The organism is Bradyrhizobium sp. STM 3809, assembly GCF_000239795.1.
Classification (GTDB): domain Bacteria; phylum Pseudomonadota; class Alphaproteobacteria; order Rhizobiales; family Xanthobacteraceae; genus Bradyrhizobium.
In genome coordinates, this window is sequence record NZ_CAFJ01000220.1 from 1 (window position 1) to 17,281 (window position 17,281).

General features: G+C 68.1%; 15 protein-coding genes. 3 read left to right on the forward strand and 12 right to left on the reverse strand.

All coding sequences use genetic code 11. The features are described from left to right. Positions 1 to 157 precede the first annotated feature (157 nt). Complete coding sequence (locus BRAS3809_RS11945) at positions 158 to 469, reverse strand: ribbon-helix-helix domain-containing protein (RefSeq protein WP_008962352.1); 312 nt, start codon at positions 467 to 469, stop codon at positions 158 to 160. A 186-nt stretch (positions 470 to 655) separates the two neighbouring features. Between BRAS3809_RS11945 and mutL the strand changes: the two genes are divergently transcribed. Next, entirely contained in the window at positions 656 to 2,506 is a 1,851-nt protein-coding gene (mutL, locus tag BRAS3809_RS11950; RefSeq protein WP_008962353.1) for a DNA mismatch repair endonuclease MutL, read from the forward strand. A gap of 209 nt (positions 2,507 to 2,715) precedes the next feature. Here mutL and rsmD read toward each other — a convergent pair whose 3' ends face one another. Together rsmD and BRAS3809_RS11960 are read right to left on the reverse strand one after the other, a co-directional pair. Further along, positions 2,716 to 3,270: a 16S rRNA (guanine(966)-N(2))-methyltransferase RsmD gene (gene rsmD, locus BRAS3809_RS11955; RefSeq protein WP_008962354.1), complete on the reverse strand. Its 555-nt coding sequence runs from the start codon at positions 3,268 to 3,270 to the stop codon at positions 2,716 to 2,718. A gap of 9 nt (positions 3,271 to 3,279) precedes the next feature. Next, complete coding sequence (locus BRAS3809_RS11960) at positions 3,280 to 5,379, reverse strand: pseudouridine synthase (RefSeq protein WP_008962355.1); 2,100 nt, start codon at positions 5,377 to 5,379, stop codon at positions 3,280 to 3,282. A gap of 131 nt (positions 5,380 to 5,510) precedes the next feature. Here BRAS3809_RS11960 and BRAS3809_RS11965 point away from each other — a divergent pair, with 131 nt between their 5' ends. Continuing rightward, on the forward strand, positions 5,511 to 5,957 hold the full coding sequence (locus BRAS3809_RS11965) for a nucleoside deaminase (RefSeq protein WP_083839091.1): 447 nt from the start codon (positions 5,511 to 5,513) through the stop codon (positions 5,955 to 5,957). Positions 5,958 to 5,959: 2 nt separating this feature from the next. On the opposite strand, the gene BRAS3809_RS11970 is transcribed toward BRAS3809_RS11965, so the two are convergent. From BRAS3809_RS11970 to BRAS3809_RS12010, 9 genes are all read right to left on the reverse strand, one after another. Further along, positions 5,960 to 6,865: an alpha/beta fold hydrolase gene (locus BRAS3809_RS11970; RefSeq protein ID WP_008962357.1), complete on the reverse strand. Its 906-nt coding sequence runs from the start codon at positions 6,863 to 6,865 to the stop codon at positions 5,960 to 5,962. A gap of 27 nt (positions 6,866 to 6,892) precedes the next feature. Continuing rightward, entirely contained in the window at positions 6,893 to 8,137 is a 1,245-nt protein-coding gene (locus BRAS3809_RS11975) for a cytochrome P450 (protein WP_240535653.1), read from the reverse strand. 59 nt (positions 8,138 to 8,196) lie between these two features. Then, entirely contained in the window at positions 8,197 to 8,898 is a 702-nt protein-coding gene (locus tag BRAS3809_RS11980) for a class I SAM-dependent methyltransferase (RefSeq protein ID WP_008962359.1), read from the reverse strand. Beyond that, positions 8,895 to 9,389 (reverse strand): hypothetical protein, encoded by a 495-nt coding sequence (locus BRAS3809_RS11985; RefSeq protein ID WP_240535654.1) that lies wholly within the window; start codon positions 9,387 to 9,389, stop codon positions 8,895 to 8,897. Before BRAS3809_RS11985 ends, BRAS3809_RS11980 begins: the two co-directional genes overlap by 4 nt. A gap of 49 nt (positions 9,390 to 9,438) precedes the next feature. After that, on the reverse strand, positions 9,439 to 12,669 hold the full coding sequence (locus BRAS3809_RS11990) for an adenylate/guanylate cyclase domain-containing protein (RefSeq protein ID WP_008962361.1): 3,231 nt from the start codon (positions 12,667 to 12,669) through the stop codon (positions 9,439 to 9,441). Between the two features lie 159 nt (positions 12,670 to 12,828). Further along, complete coding sequence (purD, locus tag BRAS3809_RS11995; protein WP_008962362.1) at positions 12,829 to 14,106, reverse strand: phosphoribosylamine--glycine ligase; 1,278 nt, start codon at positions 14,104 to 14,106, stop codon at positions 12,829 to 12,831. A gap of 71 nt (positions 14,107 to 14,177) precedes the next feature. Next, a complete protein-coding gene (locus BRAS3809_RS12000; protein ID WP_008962363.1) occupies positions 14,178 to 14,492 on the reverse strand; it encodes a winged helix-turn-helix domain-containing protein in 315 nt (104 codons plus the stop codon). A gap of 5 nt (positions 14,493 to 14,497) precedes the next feature. Beyond that, positions 14,498 to 15,046 (reverse strand): hypothetical protein, encoded by a 549-nt coding sequence (locus BRAS3809_RS12005; RefSeq protein WP_008962364.1) that lies wholly within the window; start codon positions 15,044 to 15,046, stop codon positions 14,498 to 14,500. A gap of 14 nt (positions 15,047 to 15,060) precedes the next feature. Continuing rightward, positions 15,061 to 16,044 carry an alpha/beta hydrolase gene (locus tag BRAS3809_RS12010; protein WP_008962365.1) on the reverse strand — a complete coding sequence of 328 codons (984 nt, stop codon included), beginning with the start codon at positions 16,042 to 16,044 and terminating at the stop codon, positions 15,061 to 15,063. A 137-nt stretch (positions 16,045 to 16,181) separates the two neighbouring features. Between BRAS3809_RS12010 and xseA the strand changes: the two genes are divergently transcribed. Then, a partial coding sequence (gene xseA, locus BRAS3809_RS12015; protein ID WP_035656151.1) for an exodeoxyribonuclease VII large subunit occupies positions 16,182 to 17,281 on the forward strand: 1,100 nt, incomplete at its 3' end.

Consider the following 17,281-nt stretch of genomic DNA (forward strand, 5'->3'; position numbering starts at 1 on the left):
TCCGACCCGCTAAGAACGACGTGGATGCCCGGGACAAGCCCGGGCATGACGGAGTAACAAATGAGCAGGATCGCTCGTCGGGACAGCTCCGCATCGCCATATGCGAGAGCCCTGCGTGCGTGGGCGGGGGAAGGGAGACGAGAGAGCGCGGGCTTGGCTACTCCGCCGCATCCATGATCGCAGCTGCGGCGAAGTCCGGCATCGCAGCCGTCGCCTTGGCCCGGTAGATCAAACAGGAGCAGCGCAGGAGCGACGCGAAATTCTTCACCTCGCCGTGGTGGTCGAGCACCTCGGCGTACAGCGTGGTCACGAACTTGGCGAGGCTCATGCCTTCCTTGGCGGCGATCTCCTCGAGCGTGTCCCAGAACGCCATTTCGAGCCGGATCGACGTGCTGTGGCCGCCGATCCGCAAGGAGCGGGTCTGCGACTCATAATCGCGCTGAGGCTGGTGTGCGAACAGACGGCACATGGGCTTCCTCCGGCAGATTGTGATTTTCGGGAAACGATATACCGGCCCCGCCCGCCCCACAATCCCGTTGGAGAACGCGGCATTCGCCTGCCGCACTGCATGAAAAAGGCTATTCTCCCGGCCAACATTGTGGCGCCGCCGCGGCGGCACCACCAGCTCATCCGAATCCCACGGCAGTCCCGCTCCATGCCCGTTCGTCAGCTTCCCGAACAGATCATCAACCGCATCGCCGCCGGCGAGGTGGTCGAGCGGCCGGCGAGCGTCGTCAAGGAGCTGGTCGAGAATGCGATCGATGCCGGCGCCCACCGCATCGACATCTTCACCGACGGCGGTGGCCGGCGGACAATCGCCATCACCGACGACGGCGGCGGCATGACCGCGGCCGATCTCGCGCTCGCGGTCGAGCGACACGCGACGTCGAAGCTCGACGACGAAGATCTTCTGCAGATCCGCACGCTCGGGTTCCGCGGCGAGGCGCTGCCCTCGATCGGCTCGGTGGCGCGGCTGTCGATCACGACCCGGCACAGGAGCGAGCCGCATGCCTGGGCCATCAATGTCGATTGCGGCGACAAGTCCGACATTGTTCCGGCGGCGCTCAACCAGGGCACCCGCGTCGAAGTCGCCGATCTCTTCCACGCGACGCCGGCGCGGCTAAAGTTCCTCAAGACCGACCGCACCGAGGCCGAGGCGATCCGCGAGGTGGTGCGGCGGCTCGCGATGGCGCGGCCCGACATCGCCTTCACGCTGGCCGGCGAGGAGCGCGCGCCGGTCACCTGGGCCGCCGCGCTGCCCGGCGCGCCGGGCCAGTTGACGCGACTCGGCGACATCCTGGGCGCCGACTTCCGCAGCCACGCGATCGCGGTGCGCAGCGAGCGCGAGCATGTCGTCGTCGAAGGCTTCGCCGCCGCGCCGGCGCTGACCCGCGCCAATGCGCTCGGGCAGTACCTGTTCGTCAACGGCCGCCCCGTCCGCGACAAGCTGATCCTGGGGGCCGTGCGCGCCGCCTATGCCGACTATCTGCCGCGCGACCGTCATCCCGTCGTGGCGCTGTTCGTGACGCTCGATCCGCGCGAGGTCGACGCCAATGTGCATCCCGCAAAGACCGAGGTACGCTTCCGCAATGCGGGCCTGGTGCGCGCGCTGATCATCCACGCGCTGAAGGAGGGTCTCGCACGCGAGGGCCGCCGCACCGCGGCCAATGACGGCGGCGCGACCATCGCGGCGTTCCGCCCGGCGTTCACGCCGCCGCGACCCAACGCCGGTCCAATGAACTGGGACTGGCAGCGCTCGCCGTCGGCCCCGGCTGCGCCGGTGCCGCGCTATGATGACACGGAGGCGACGCCTACGGCCTACTCGCCCGGCGCGTTTGCCGAGCCGATGCAGGCCGCGTTCGACGTCGGCGGCCCGCGCGCCGATCTGCGCCTGCACGAGCAGCCGGCCGCGCCCGACTTGCTCGACCGTCCGCTCGGCGCCGCGCGCACGCAGATCCACGACACCTACATCGTGTCCCAGACGCGCGACGGCCTCGTCATCGTCGACCAGCACGCCGCGCATGAGCGCATCGTCTATGAGCGGCTGAAGGCGTCGCTGGCCACGCACGGCGTGCAGCGGCAGATCCTGCTGATCCCGGACATCGTCGAGCTCGACGAAGCCACCGTCGAGTCGCTGCTGGCGCGCACCGATGAGCTCGCCTCATTCGGGCTCGCGATCGAATCCTTCGGCCCCGGCGCCGTCGCGGTGCGCGAGACACCCTCGCTGCTCGGCAAGATCAACGCCTCCGCGCTGCTGCGCGATCTCGCCGAGCACATGGAGGAATGGGGCGAGGCGCTGCCGCTGGAGCGCCGGCTGATGCACGTCGCCGCCACCATGGCCTGCCACGGCTCCGTCCGCGCCGGCCGCCGCCTCAAGCCGGAGGAGATGAACGCGCTGCTCCGCGAGATGGAGGACACGCCCAACTCCGGCCAGTGCAACCACGGCCGCCCGACCTATGTCGAGCTGAAGCTCGCGGATGTCGAGAAGCTGTTCGGGAGGAGATAGCGGCGTTCGAGGCCACGACGATAACCACAAATCCGATGTCGTCCCGGACAAGCCTCCGGCAGCGCGCAGCGCTGTCCGGAGGCGCCGATCCGGGACCCATACGCCGCAGCAAAGGTGAGGAAAAAGATCGACGTGGCGATCAGCCTGCCTCCCAACATGACCCTGTGGTGATGGGCCCCTGCGTTCGCAGGGGCGACACCGAGCCAGGATCAGGAGCGGCGCAAGAAAACGAATTCGGTGTCGTCGTAAGCGCGTCGCTCGAGCTCCTCGAACCCCTCGGGCGCCTTGAACGCCGCAGCCCTGGACTCCTCCACCACCAGCAGCGCCGATGGCACCAGCCAGCCACCGTCGCGCAACGACACCAGCGCTTTCTCCGCCAGGCCCTTGCCGTAGGGCGGGTCGAGAAACACCAGCGAGAACGGCTCGACCGGATGCGCGGGGCCGAGATTGGTGGCGTCGCGGCGATACACCTTGGTGACGCCGCCGAGCCCGAGTGCCTCGACGTTGTTGCGCAACAGCGCCCGCGCCTCGGCGCCATTGTCGACGAACAGCGTGAACGCCGCGCCGCGCGACACCGCCTCGATGCCGAGCGCACCGGTGCCCGCAAACAGATCCAGCACCCGCGCGCCGTCGACAGGATCGTCGTAGGCGTGCACGAGAATGTTGAACAGCGCCTCGCGCAGGCGGTCCTGCGTCGGCCGGATGTCACGCGACGCAGGCGACGCGATGTTGCGGCCCTTCAGCCGTCCACCGACGACACGCATCGGCGCACCCTACTCATCGTCCCGCGGCGTGATATCGCGCTTGCCGTGATAGCCGCGCTTCGGCCGCCGCGGCGGACCCGGGAAGCGCGCCTCCGCCTCGTGGCGCTCGCGCGCCTCCTCGCTGCCGGTGCGCTGGACCAGGACGCGGCGGCCCTTGCGGTCGGCGACGACCTCGCGCTTCGGCTTGGGCTTGGGGTCCGGCAGCGGCTCGCGATTGCTGTTGCCCGCGGGACCGAGATCGGCGCCGGACTGCGCGATCACCTTTTCGCCGAGCTGTTCGCGCAGCACCCGCGTCTTGACCTCCTGCACTTCGCCCTCGGGCAGCTCCAGCAGCTGGAACGGACCGTAGGAGACGCGGATCAGGCGGTTCACCTCGAGGCCGAGATGCGCGAGCACGTTGCGCACCTCGCGGTTCTTGCCCTCGCGGATCGCCACCACCAGCCAGACATTGGCGCCCTGGTCGCGCTCGAGCGTCGCCTCGATCGGCCCATACTTCACGCCGTCGACCTCGACGCCGGCGGCGAGCTGGTCGAGCTGCGCCTGCGTGATCTCGCCATGGGCGCGGACCCGATAGCGCCGCGTCCATCCGGTGTCCGGCAGCTCCAGCACGCGCGCCAGGCCGCCGTCATTGGTCAGCAGCAGCAGGCCCTCGGTGTTGAAGTCGAGCCGGCCGATCGAGATCAGCCGCGGCAGGCCCTCGGGCAGATTGTCGAACACGGTCGGGCGCCCCTCGGGGTCGCTGTGCGTCGTCATCAGCCCGCGCGGCTTGTGGTACAGGAACAGCCGCGTGCGCTCGCGCTCCGGCAGCGGCGCACCGTCGACCTTGATCTCGTCATTCTCGGTGACGTCGAGCGCCGGCGAGTTGATGACGCGTCCGTTCACGCTGACGCGGCCCTGCGTCACCATCTCCTCGGCGTCGCGGCGGGAGGCCAGGCCGGCGCGGGCCAGCACCTTGGCGATGCGCTCGCCGGTCTTGCCCGGCTTCGGCGCCTCGTCGGGCACGACGCGCTTGCTGCGCTTCTCGGCTTCCGGCTTGCGCTCGCGATACGGACCGCGGCCGCCGAACGCCGGGCGCTTGGCGAAGATCTGGCTGTCGTCCTCATTGTCGCGGCGCGGACGATCGCCGAACTCGCCACCGCGGCGCTCGCTGCGCGGATGCTCCTGCCAGTCGGTGCGCCCCTCCGGGCGGCGACGCGGCTTGTCGAAGCCGCGGTCGTCGCCGCGATCACGCGGACGATCGAACTTCGGACGGTCGAATTTGGGCCGGTCGAATGTCGGACGCTCCTCGCGCGGCCGGTCGTAGCTGCGGCCTCCCTCGCGCGGCGGACGCGCGCCACGCTCGGCGCGTTCGCCATCGGCGCCGCGCTTCTGCCAGGGCTTGCTCTCCCCCCGCGGCGGACGATCGCCGAACTCCTTGCGCGGGCCGCGCGCGCCGGCGCCGAACTTGCGCTCACCGCGATCGCCCTCGGCACCACGCGAAAACTTGCGCTCGCCGCCGAACGAACGCTCCGGCCGGTCGCCGCGGGGCGGACGGTCGCCGAAGCTGCGCGGCCGCTCGCCGCGATCGCGCGCGCCTTCGCCGCGCGGCGTGTACGGCCGCTTGTCGCCGTCGCGATCCCGCGGCGCGTAGGGCTTGCGCTCGCCGAACTTGCGCTCGGACGACCGCCCCGCGGGACGGGCCTCGTCGCGGCCGGCGCGGGGCGTGTAGGGACGCTTCTCGCCGCTGCGCTCGTCGCGGTCGAATTTCGGCCGGTCGCCACGCGGCTTGAAGGCGCGCTTCTCGCCCTCGCCCGAACGCGCGGCATAGGGCCGATCGCTGCGCGGGCGGTCGTCGCGGTTGAAGCGCGGCTTGTCGCCATAGGATTTGCGCGGACCATCGCCGTCGTCGCGGCGGCGCGGCGCGCGGCCCTCATCGAACGAGCGCTTGCCGCCATCGCGCTTGGCAAAGCTCTTGCCGCCGCCCTCCTTGTCGCCGAAGCCGCGCTTGGCGAACTTCTTCTCCGGCCCGCGCGCGGCGCCCGAGCGTCCCTTGGCTCCCTCGGACCGTCCCCGCGGGGCGCTGCCGCGACGGCCGCGGGACTCGTTGTCTTTGTCGGTGGTGCGGGGCATGAAGGTCTCACTTCGAGGTGCAGGACGGCGCGTGAACCGCGCGCTTCGGAAGCTGCGCATGTCACGCGAAAATGGGGTCCGGTTGTGCTGAAGGGCGATCCAGTAGCAGACTTGGGCGGGCATGACGAGCCATGAACAGCCCTTCTTTCATGGATTTGGCCCTGAAAGCGGCCGAATCGGCCGCAATTTCCGGCGAGGTGCCGATCGGCTGTGTCGTGGTGCGGAATGGCGAGGTGATCGCCAGCGCCGCCAACCGGACTTTGACCGACCGCGACCCGACCGCCCATGCCGAAATCCTGGCGCTGCGCCAGGCCGCCCGGGCGATCGGCAGCGAGCGGCTGGTCGATTGCGACCTCTACGTCACGCTCGAGCCGTGCACGATGTGCGCCGGCGCCATCTCCTTCGCCCGCATCCGCCGGCTGTATTATGGGGCCGCCGACCCGAAGGGAGGGGCCGTGGACTCCGGCGTCCGCTTCTTCGCCGCGCCGACCTGCCATCATGCGCCGGAGGTCTATTCCGCAGTCGGCGAGCAGCAGTCGGCGCAGATGCTGAAGGCGTTCTTCAAGGCGCGGCGCTGACGTCACCCAGCCGCGAAAAACTCCCGCAGCAGCCGCGTCGTCTCCGCTGGATTCTCCTCGGTGAGGAAGTGCCCGGAATCGACCGGGGCGCCACGGACGTTGGTCGCCCATTTCCGCCAGGTGTCGAGCGGCGTCGCCGCCGCGCTCGCGATGCCGGCATCGCCCCACAGCGCCAGCATCGGGATGGCGATCCTCTTGCCCGCGTCGAGATCGGCCTTGTCGATCTCGAAATCGGCATAGGCGCCGGCGCGATAGTCCTCGCACATCGCGTGAATGCGGGCGGGGTCGCGGAACGGCGCGAGATAGTGCTGGAGCGCGCGAGGATCGATCGGATCGAGCGTCTTCGACTTGGTCTGGCTCGCCATCTTCTGCTTCAGGAAGAACTCGCCCGCCCCCGCGATCAGCGTCTCCGGCAGCGGCGCGGGCTGGGCGAGGAACGCCCAATGATAGATCTTGAGCGCGTAGGCGCGGTTCATGCGCTCCCAATAATCGTAGGTCGGCAGGATATCGAGCACGGCGAGCTGCGACAGCCGGCCGGGATGGTCGAGCGCGAGACGATAGGCGACGCGGCCGCCGCGGTCGTGGCCGGCCAGCGCGAAATGAACATGACCGAGCTGCTCCATCGCCTCGATCATCGTGTTGGCCATCGCGCGCTTGGTGTAGGGCGTATGGCTGGGATCGCTGTCCGGCATGTCGGACCAGCCATAGCCCGGCAGGTCGGCGATGATCAGCGTGAAGCGCTCGGCGAGATCAGGCGCCACGCGATGCCACATCACATGCGTCTCGGAAAAGCCGTGCAGCAGCAGCAGCGGCGGCCCGCTGCCGCCAACGCGCGCAAAGATGCGGCCGGAAGAGGTGTTGATCCATTCGGACGCATAGCCTGGAAACAGGTCGGCGAGATCGGACATGTCGGCCTCACGGGCGTTGATCGCGGCCTAGGCTACTGCCGGCCGGCGTTCGGCGCAAAGCGAGATGCGGACCGGCAGCACGCCGACGCCGCTCATGAACTGCGACTGCACACGCCGTACGCGTCCAGCCCGCTCGATCCGCGCCGTGCGGCGCAGCAGTTCCGCAAACATCGCGCGCATCTGCATCCGCGCCAGCAGCAGGCCCATGCAGATGTGCGGCCCCCGGCCAAAGGCGATATGCGGGTTGGGACTTCGATCGATCCGGAACGCAGCGGCGTCCTCGAACACGGCTTCGTCGCGATTGGCGGAGTGGAAGAACAGCGCCAGAGCCTCGCCTTCGCGTATCCGTTGGCCGCCGACCTCGGTGTCGCACAGCGCCGTCCGCATGAAATGGCGCACCGGCGTGGTCCAGCGCAACATCTCCTCGATGGCGCTGTCCAGGAGCTCCGGCTCGGCGCGCAGCCGCGCGAACTGGTCGGGCGCCGCGAGCAGCGCGTCGAGGCCGCCGGCCAGCGCGAGCGCCGTGGTGTCATGGCCCGCGGTCACCAACAGGATGAAATAGGAGATCAGCTCGTAATGCGGCATCGCCCGGCCATGCGGCTCGGCATGGGCGATCAGCGTGGCGAGATCGTCGCGCGGATGAGCGCGGCGATCGGCGACGACGGCTTCGAAGTAGTCGCGCAGCGCCAGCATGGCCATGCGCATGGTGTCGCCGGGCGCCTCCGCAAGTCGCCGCTGCGGATCCTCGGCGCCGACGAAGGCTTGCGCCAGTCGTGCCAGCCGCGCATCGTCCGCCTCCGGCGTGCCGAGCATGCGGCCGATCACCCGGAATGTGAACGGCACCGCCACGTCACGGGCGAAATCGCAGACATCGCCGCGCGCAGTCGCGCGATCGATGATCTCGGCAGCCCATTGCGCCAGCCACACCTCCATCTCCCGCAAGGCCGGCGGCGCGTAGGCGTTCTGCAGAATGCCGCGATAGACCGCGTGATCGGGCGGATCCATTTCGGTCAGGCTGCGTACCAGTTGCGGCTTGCCGGTGACCCGCCGCAGCACCGCCTCGGAGCTCTCGCTAGCGAGATAGGTGCGTGGGCCCGCTGCGAATTGTCCGCCGCGCGTCTCCATGGAAACGATATGCGCGTAGCGTGTCACGGCCCAGAACGGGCGCACACCGGGGCGTTCGACCCAATGCAGCGGGGCGCGCTCGCGCAACAGCGCGCAGGCGCTTTCGAGCCGCGCCGGGCTCGCGTGGCCGCGCGCGGACACCAGCACGTCGATCGCCCGTTCGATGGCGGCGCTGGACCGATCGGCTCTCGACCGCCCGGCCGACATCAGTGCGCGGGACGGACTGGAGACGTCCGGTGAACCAGGAGCGTGAACTCCTTCATGCCGTAATTGCCGATGACATCGACCCGCGCTGCGAAGGCCCGCTCGCAATGGGCGGCCCAGACGTCGGGGATGGTGTGGTACAGCCGCGTCGTGGCGGGGTCGCTGTCCGGCTCCGCATCGTCAGTCGCCCGCACGAAGTTGACGGCGAAGCCCCGCCGGCTGGTCGCGTGCATGCGCGCCAGCATGGCCCTGACGTAGTCCTCCCAGGCCTCGCGCGCGTAGCCGACATTGACGTTCATGATGCCGGAGGCGACCGAGTAGTCGGCCACACGCGGGCTCTCGGCTGCGACGACGAAGCGCCGCTGCGGGCCGGCATAGCGGCGACGCGCGCGGCTGATCATGGCGCGCGACAGATCGATGCCGAGATAGTCGATCTCGCAGGACGCAAAGCGCGTCGCCAGAAACGGTACAAGCGCGCCGTAGCCGCAGCCGATGTCGTTGAGGCTGAACGGCGCCGACACGTCGCACAGCTTCATCAATTGCACGAAGCGCAGGCCCTGCGTCGCCTCGCACGACCAGTCGACGCCACGCGGCGTGGCGCCGTGACGCGCAACGCAGGCCGTGTAGTAGGCGTCGACGTCGGAGCAGATGGCGTCGAGCGAGGATCGGTCACGCTCGTTGTCGCCGCCCGCCGTCGCCCTCATTTCTTGCCGCGCTTCTGGACACGCCTGGCGCGCGCCTCCTCGGCGATGTTCTGACGCGCCTCGCGACCGGGCGTGGTGGGTATAGAAACGATCACATGGGTCTCGAGCGAGAACACCACGGGACGACCCTTCGACACCGTCACGCGCGGATCTTCGGCCGCCGAGTGACAGACGATCGACACCGGCAGGGGCTTTTCGGATTCCAGATCGTCCTTGAAGGCCCTGATGACCCGGTCATGGCCGTTCACGCCGGCAATATCCGACGGATAGGTCCGAAGATGCTCGAGGAAGCGATACCAGCGTCGCCGCTCGGTCCAATCCTGCGGCACGATGCCGAGCAAGGCGAAGGATTGTTGCAGAGCATGCTGGAGCGAGAAAACGCCGAACTCGCGCTGCAGCTCAACCATCTCCGGCAACGCCTCGGATTCGAAGCGGCGGTTCAACTGGACGAGAATGTCCAGCGTCGTACTGTCCTTGATCATCAAACCCATGGTTCAGCGCCCCTAATTGATTATCAAAAAGGGGGGCATACTGCACAGGTCAGCTAGTACCTTCAAGGGAGGACCGGCAAGCTATCAACATCGGCCTGTAGATCTCCGCGCCTGTTGCATCGAGCAGACGCTCGGCATCGCGAATCCAGTCGGATGCCTCGGCGTCGTTTCGCAGGTCGGATTGCGACGCCTGGATCAGATAGCGCAGCAACCGGGAATGAAGCTCGGCGATCCGGTCCGTGCGCTGCCGCGCCACGGCGATGGCTTCCTCCGCTGCCTCGAGCGCAGGCTTGAGGCGGCCGGCTTGACGGAGAAAACCAGCATATTCCGCAAGCAGCCGGCCCTCGGCTTCGAGGAACGTCTTGGTCTGGCGCGCCATCTCGATGGCTTCATGCAGGTCGTGAGCCGCCGCCAGGTGATCACCGGCTGCAGCGCAGGCGAGGCCGTGGCACCACAACGCCGCAACCTTGATATAGGGCGTGCCCGATTGCTCGGCGATCTGGCCGACAATCCCGGCATGTTCCTGCACCAGGGCAGAGCGCTGGGTGGCCCAGCCGAGTTCCACCGACGCGAAATGCGGGATGAAGCGTACGACTGCAGCGTCCTGCTGGTCGCCCTTGCTCAACAATCCGATCAGATCCTGCTCGGCCTCGGCAAAGCGCCCGAGTTGCACCAGCATCCGCGCCTTCAGGCATCTGATCCAGTATTCGACATCGAACCCCATGATCTGATTGGGGTTGAGGCCGAGCGTCACATTGCTTTCGAAGCCGCTTTGCTGCGCGATCGCAGCCTGTGCCGACTCGGCGGCCGAGAGCGCCTCCCGGACGCGTCCCGACATGAAATAGGCCTGAGCCAGCATGGCGTTGACGGTGGCGTACCGACCGACATCACCTTCCTGCGAGGTCAGCATGACCGCATTCTGCACCAGCGTGACATAGTCGTCGACGGCGCCGGTCGAGGCCAGCACCCGTCCGTAGGCACCGAGCACGAGCGGCTCGTGCATCTTGTCCGAGGAGCGCGCGTATCGCAGCGCCTCTTCGGCGAAAGGCTTGACCTCCTCGGCGGAGATGCCCTCGCGCCATCCGAAGTTGAGGATCTGCGCGCTGGCGAGCGAACGCAGCCGCTCGACATGCTCCGACTCCGGCAGAGCCTGGAGCATCGCGCGGACCTTCTTCCATAGCCGCAGCGCCTCGGCCGTGTTGGTGCGGCCGATCCAGCGCGCGGCACGCTGCAGATGCTCGACGGCCTGGATGATCTGGCCGGCGAACTCATAATGCGAGGCGATCAGGGCGGCGAATTCGTCCTGCGTGCCCCAATCGAGCGCCTCGATCGCCTTGGCGACGGCAGCGTGGACCGTGCTCAGGCGTGACCGCAATTGCATCGCATAGGCCACCTCCTGGATCAGCGGATGGCGGAAGGCGAGCACGCCCATGTCGAACGGCGGCAAGTCATAGAGAAGATCGGCCTGGCGCAGTTGGGCGAGCGCATCGAACAGTTCGGCATCGGAAAGGCCCGTGACAGGCTTCAGCACGGCCAGCGCCACCGAGCGGCCGATCACAGCCGCCGTCTCCAGCACGTTCTTGGCGGCCTCGCTGAGCCGGTCGATGCGCGCAGCCACGACGGCGTGAACCGTCGGCGGCAGCGGAATCGGGGAGGTCCCCCCCTTGAGACGGTAAGCGCCGCGCTCGCCCTCGAAGTCGCCGCTCTCGGATACGGCGCTGGCGAGCTCCTCGAGGAAGAACGGATTGCCCTGCGCGCGCTCGACGATGTCGCCGGCCAGCTTCTGCAGCGACGGATCATCGCCGAACACGCCGCGCAGCAATTCGCGCGCCTCGGCGGAGGCGAGCGGCACGATGTGCAGCTCGTGGAATGCGGCCCGCTGCATGAAGGAGGCCGCGAAGCCCGGCCTGTAGTTCACGACCAGCAGCGTCTTGGTGCCGATCGTGGCTTCCGCGAGCGCCTCGACGAACTCCTCGCTCGCCTCGTCGATCCAATGCAGATCCTCGATCAGGATCACGGTGCCGCCGTCGGCCGGCGCCGCACGGAACAGCATCCTGACGACGTTCAGCAGACGGGTCTTGAAGACGCCCGGATCGAGCCGCAACGCCGGACGCGTGGGATCGGCAAGGCTCATGAAGTCCAGCAGGAGCACGAGCGCCGTGTCCGGCAGGCCGAGCGCCTCGAGCTTCTCGACCACGCGCTGCCGCGACACCTCGACCGGCTCCTTCGGCCGAATGCCGAAGAAGTCGCGCAACAGCTCCAACACCGGCTGGAACGGCGTCGCGCGGCCATGCGCCAGCACGCGCGCCTCGTAGACACGAATGCCCTGGCGGCGGCAGTGCTCGGCGAATTCGAAGCACAGCCGGCTCTTGCCGATGCCGGCCTCGCCGACGATGCCGACCACGGCGCCACGCGCCGCCAGCACATTGTCGAGCTCGCGCGCGAGTACCTCGAGCTGGGCCTTGCGGCCGGTCAGCGGCAGCAGCCGCTGGCCGCTGCGGAAGACATCGCTCGCCGGCGCGTTGAGGCGGCCGATCAGCTTGTAGATCGAGACCGGCGTGGCGATGCCACGGACCGTGTGCGTGCCGAGCGACTCGGCTTCGACGAACTGCCGCGCGCCGGTGTAGGTCTCCTTGCTGATCAGGATCGTCCCGGGCTCGGCCATGTGCTCGAGGCGGTTGGCCAGATGGACGTTGGCGCCAGCCGCGTCGTAGGTCTGGTACATGCTGTTTTCGACGACCTGGACGATGACCTCGCCGGTATGCAGTCCGACCCGGACCTGCAGATGCGGGTCGCCGAGGCGGCCGATCGAGTCCTGCATCGCCAGCGCACCGAGACAGCCGCGCACGGCATGGTCCTCGTGCGGCACCGGCGCCCCGAACAGCGCCATCACGCCGTCACCCTGGGTCTTGTTGACGACGCCGTCGTAGCGGTGGACCGCCTCCTTCATCAGGTTGAGCACCGGATCGAGTCGCTGCATGGCGAGTTCCGGATCGCCGAGACTGTCGATCAGCTGCGTCGAATCGCGGATGTCGGCAAACAGGATGGTCAGCCGCTTGCGCTCGCCGCCCTTGCTGCTCAGCGTCCGCAGCACGCGCTGCGCGGCCTGATCCGGCTGGGCGAGCCGTCCCGGCAACGGCGAGCCGCATTGGCCGCAGAAGCGATTCGACGGGCTGTTGGTGTGGCTGCATGCCTCGCATTTGAGGCCAAGCGGCTCACCGCAGAGTTCGCACGAGGCTCTCTCCGGCTGGTTCTGCTTGCCGCACCGCGCGCATTCCATGGCCACTCCGTTCCACGGCGGAACTGAATCATCCCTCACGGTATGAGACTATGGAACTGCCACAATTTTCGCGGGAAACATAGTCCGAAGGCAGATGCGTGGCAGTATCAAAAGTGGGAACTCTTACGCTCCGCCGGTTGCGACGGGCTGAGGTGCACCTCAGCCGTGGCCACGCGCCAGCGCCTGCCAAGCGATGTCGCGACGGCAGAAGCCGTCGGCCCAGCGGATGTGGTCGACCGCCTGATAGGCGCGCGCCTGTGCCTCGGTGATGGTCTTGCCGGTGGCGCAGACGTTCAGCACGCGGCCGCCATTGGCGAGGATCGAACCATCTTTCGCAACCGTGCCAGCGTGAAAGATTTCCACACCGTCGATCTTGGCGGCGTCATCGAGCCCCTCGATCACGCTGCCTTTGGCGTAGTCACCGGGATAGCCCTTCGCGGCCATGACCACGGTGACCGCCGCGTCGGGGAACCAGCGCAGGTCGAAATTCTTCAGCTGTCCGTCGCAGGCGGCCAGCATCGCCGGCACCAGGTCGGACATCATCCGCAGCATCAGCACCTGGCACTCCGGATCGCCGAAGCGGACGTTGTATTCGAACAGCTTCGGTCCTTCGGCCGTCAGCATCAGGCCGGCATAGAGGATGCCCTTGAACGGCGTGCCGCGCGCATTCATGCCGTCGATCGTCGGCAGGATGATGCGCTTCATGATCTGGTCATGAATCTCCTGCGTCACGAACGGCGTCGGCGAATATGCCCCCATGCCGCCGGTGTTCGGCCCCTGATCGTGATCGAACACGCGCTTGTGGTCCTGCGCGGAGGCCAGCGGAATCGCAGTCTCGCCGTCGCACAGCGCAAAGAACGAGACCTCGCGTCCCTCGAGAAACTCCTCGATGACGACCTCGGCGCCGGCGGCGCCGAAGCCGCCGTCGAACATCATCCGCACGGCGTCCTCGGCCTCGGCGAGTGTCCTGGCGACGACCACGCCCTTGCCCGCCGCCAGCCCGTCGGCCTTTACGACGATCGGCGCGCCGTGCTCGCGGACATGGGCCAGCGCCTCGGGCGCGTTGTCGAAGCGGCCATAGGCGCCGGTCGGAATGCCGTATTCGGCGCAGAGATCCTTGGTGAAGCCCTTGGAGCCTTCGAGCTGTGCAGCGAGCCTGCTCGGCCCGAAGATCTTGATGCCGGCGGCGCTGACATCGTCGACGATGCCCGCGGCCAGCGGGGTCTCCGGCCCGACCACCACGAGATCGACCTTGTTCGCCTTGCAGAACGCGACCACGTCAGCATGGTTGGTCACGTCGAGCGTGACGCATTCGGCCTCCCTGGCGATTCCCGCATTGCCCGGCGCGCACCACAGCTTGGTGAGCAGCGGGGAGCCGGCAATCTTCCAGGCGAGAGCGTGCTCGCGGCCGCCGGAACCAATCAGGAGGATATTCATCGTCGAAGCCGTCAAAGGGGTGTGGGTCGATGTGGAGGCCCCAATTGCCCGGCCCTCGCCGCAGAGTCAAATCAGGGCTCCGGCGGCTTTGCGGCGGCTCCGGCGATGATTTCCTGCAAACCGGCGACATGACGGGCAAAGGCGGCCCGCCCCGGAGCGGCCAGCGTGACCGTGGTCTGCGGCTTCTTGCCGACGAAGGCCTTGTCCACCATGACGTAGCCGGCGCGGGCGAGCGTCTCGATATGGGCGCCGAGATTGCCGTCGGTCGCCCCGGTCAGTTTCTTCAGCCGGACGAACTCCAGCCCGGTGCCGGCCGGCAGCGCATTCAGCGCCGCCATGATCCGAAGCCGCAGCGGCTGGTGGATGATCTCGTCGAGTTCCGCCAACGCCGTTAGCTCCGCCGCATCCACAAGCCGCCGAGGATCAGGCCGCCGCCATTGACGACGGCCATCCACAGCGGAAACGCCGGGCCGATGAAAACATAGCCGACCAGGGTGAGCACGATGACGCCGAGCCCGAAGATCGTGAACGCGATGCCGAACCACAGGCCGGCAAGACAGTAGAACAGCATGAAATAGATCGGCCAGAACGCGCCCATCTGGCGCGGCCCGAAATGGCCGATCGTCTCGACGAAGAAGCCGAAGGCGAAGAACATCAGGAAGGCGAGCAGCGACCGCACATCGAAGCTGCCCATGCCGGAGCGCGCCTTCTCCGTGGCGCCCAGGACGAGCGATCCGGCGATGCCGAGTCCATAGACCGCGAGCCACGCCTTGTCGGCGTAGACAGGCGTCAGATAGGTGACGAGATTGCCGGCGAGCACGAGCGCGCCCCACAGGATCATCAGCAGGCTGGAGAGCCTGTAGAGCTGCGACTGGCGCACGCGCCTGGTGATGTCCTCGATATCATCGAGCGCGCGCGCGGCTTCCAGGTGATCGATCATGCGGGTTGAAACCTCTAGCGCGTGGCCACGTCCTCGGCGATCGCGGCGACAGCGGCAGGCGCCGACACGATCTCCATGTGATTGACACCGGCGATCAGCTTGACGTCAACCGCAGGCGCGACCGCATGCACGGCATCGGCATATTTGTCGGCCAGCATCAGCTCGTCGTCGGCGCCCGCGATGAGGCTCACCGGATGCTTTGCCGCGGTGAGATCGGCCTTGTAGCCGGCGGTCGCGAAGTTGCGAAACAGCCGATAGCTGTAGGCCGGGACCACATACTTCTCCGCGTTCGGCCGAATGGCGAAGGCCAAGGCGGGCAGCGCCTCGCAGCATGGCAGGCCGGCGCGGCTCAGCAAGCCGAGCGCGAGGATGCGCGGAATGTCCGGGCTCGCCCAGCCACCGGAATTGTCGCGGTTGGTCGGCGCGTCGTAGCCCAGATAGGGAGAGAGCAGCACGGTGCGCGCGAACAGGTCCTGGATTGGCGATCCCGCGACGCGCAGGACGAACCCGCCGCCGGCGGAATGCCCGAGCAGCACGATCGGCTGCGTCGGCGCCGACCTGCGCACCTCGGCCACGAGATCGGCGAGATCGTTCTCGAGCTGGCCGCGATAGCCGATGTCGCCGCGGGTGCCGGAGCCGCCATGGCCACGAATGTCGGGCGCGAAGGTTTCGATCCCTTGCGCGGCCAGGCCGTCGGCGAGGGCATGCACCGCCACGCTCGAGCCGGAGGAGCCATGGACGAGGATGGCGATCTTTCCGGCCGGCGTCGATCGCGCCGGGTAGTGGCGATAGGCGAGCTCGGTGCCGTCGCGGGCGCTGAACCGCTGCAAGGCCGGCATCGTGCTGCGATCGACCCGGCCGGCGGTCTCGGAGATCGATTTCAGCTCGGGCGGGCGAACCAGCGGATTTGCGAGCATCGCCCCGAGAGCCAGCGACGAAGCCCCGGCAAGGCCGAGGCCCCAGCCAACCAGCCGCAGCATGATTTTGACGCCTTTCATCGCAGTCCCCCTGTGACTTTCGAGCCGATAACAGAGTACTCTGTATAACAGAGTTATCGAAAAGACAACTGCTTGATTGGCGGAGGCGGCTGAAAGTCCCTACCTTGGCGGCTGCTCCCAAACCGAATCAGTCAGCAATGCCGCCCGCGGAAGCCCTGCCCAACGCGCCCGAATTCACCGTCTCCGAGCTGTCCTCGGCGCTGAAGCGCACGGTCGAGGACCAGTTCGGCCACGTCCGCGTGCGCGGCGAGATCACCGGATTTCGCGGTCCGCATTCCTCGGGCCATTGCTATTTCGCGCTCAAGGACGAGAGCGCCAAGATCGAGGCCGTGATCTGGAAGGGCGTGCACGGCCGCATGCGCTTCAAGCCGCAGGAAGGGCTCGAGGTCATCGCAACCGGCAAGCTCACGACCTATCCGAACTCCTCGAAGTACCAGATCGTCATCGAGGCGCTGGAGCCGGCCGGCATCGGCGCGCTGATGGCGCTGATGGAGGAACGGAAGCGGAAGCTCGGCGCCGAGGGCCTGTTCGATCCCGCGCGCAAGCAGTTGCTGCCCTGGCTGCCCGAGGTGATCGGCGTCGTCACCTCGCCGACCGGCGCGGTCATCCGCGACATCCTGCACCGGCTCGAGGACCGCTTTCCCCGCCGCGTGCTGGTGTGGCCGGTCAAGGTGCAGGGCGAGGGCTCGGCCGAGCAGGTCGCGGCCGCGATCCGCGGCTTCAACGATCTGCCGGAGGATGGCCCGATCCCCCGACCCGACGTGCTGATCGTCGCGCGCGGCGGCGGCTCGCTCGAGGATCTCTGGTCCTTCAACGAGGAGATCGTGGTCCGCGCCGCGGCCGAGAGCATGATCCCGCTGATCTCGGCCGTCGGCCACGAGACCGACGTGACCCTGATCGACTTCGCCGCCGACAAGCGCGCGCCGACGCCGACCGCGGCCGCGGAGATGGCCGTGCCGGTGCGCAGCGAGCTGATGCAGGAGGTCGCGAGCCTCGCCCGCCGCGTCAGCGTCTGCTGGCAGCGCGGCCAGGAAAGCCGCCGCAACGAGCTGCGCGCCGCCGCGCGGGCGCTGCCCGGCGCCAGCGAGCTGCTGGCGATCCCGCAACAGCGGCTCGATGCCGCATCGGCCAGCCTGCCCCGCGCGCTGAAGACCAACACGCATGTGCATTTCCGCCAGTTCGCGGCGGCCAGCGCCAAGCTCACCTTGCGCGTGCTGCACGGACAGATCTCACAGGC

Excerpts from the sequence above, each read along its gene's own strand:
- BRAS3809_RS11945 (WP_008962352.1), bottom strand. The coding sequence starts at position 469 with ATGTGCCGTCTGTTCGCACACCAGCCTCAGCGCGATTATGAGTCGCAG.
- mutL (WP_008962353.1), top strand. The coding sequence starts at position 656 with ATGCCCGTTCGTCAGCTTCCCGAACAGATCATCAACCGCATCGCCGCC.
- rsmD (WP_008962354.1), bottom strand. The coding sequence starts at position 3,270 with ATGCGTGTCGTCGGTGGACGGCTGAAGGGCCGCAACATCGCGTCGCCT.
- BRAS3809_RS11960 (WP_008962355.1), bottom strand. The coding sequence starts at position 5,379 with ATGCCCCGCACCACCGACAAAGACAACGAGTCCCGCGGCCGTCGCGGC.
- BRAS3809_RS11965 (WP_083839091.1), top strand. The coding sequence starts at position 5,511 with ATGAACAGCCCTTCTTTCATGGATTTGGCCCTGAAAGCGGCCGAATCG.
- BRAS3809_RS11970 (WP_008962357.1), bottom strand. The coding sequence starts at position 6,865 with ATGTCCGATCTCGCCGACCTGTTTCCAGGCTATGCGTCCGAATGGATC.
- BRAS3809_RS11980 (WP_008962359.1), bottom strand. The coding sequence starts at position 8,898 with ATGAGGGCGACGGCGGGCGGCGACAACGAGCGTGACCGATCCTCGCTC.
- BRAS3809_RS11985 (WP_240535654.1), bottom strand. The coding sequence starts at position 9,389 with ATGGGTTTGATGATCAAGGACAGTACGACGCTGGACATTCTCGTCCAG.
- BRAS3809_RS11990 (WP_008962361.1), bottom strand. The coding sequence starts at position 12,669 with ATGGAATGCGCGCGGTGCGGCAAGCAGAACCAGCCGGAGAGAGCCTCG.
- purD (WP_008962362.1), bottom strand. The coding sequence starts at position 14,106 with ATGAATATCCTCCTGATTGGTTCCGGCGGCCGCGAGCACGCTCTCGCC.
- BRAS3809_RS12005 (WP_008962364.1), bottom strand. The coding sequence starts at position 15,046 with ATGATCGATCACCTGGAAGCCGCGCGCGCGCTCGATGATATCGAGGAC.
- BRAS3809_RS12010 (WP_008962365.1), bottom strand. The coding sequence starts at position 16,044 with ATGAAAGGCGTCAAAATCATGCTGCGGCTGGTTGGCTGGGGCCTCGGC.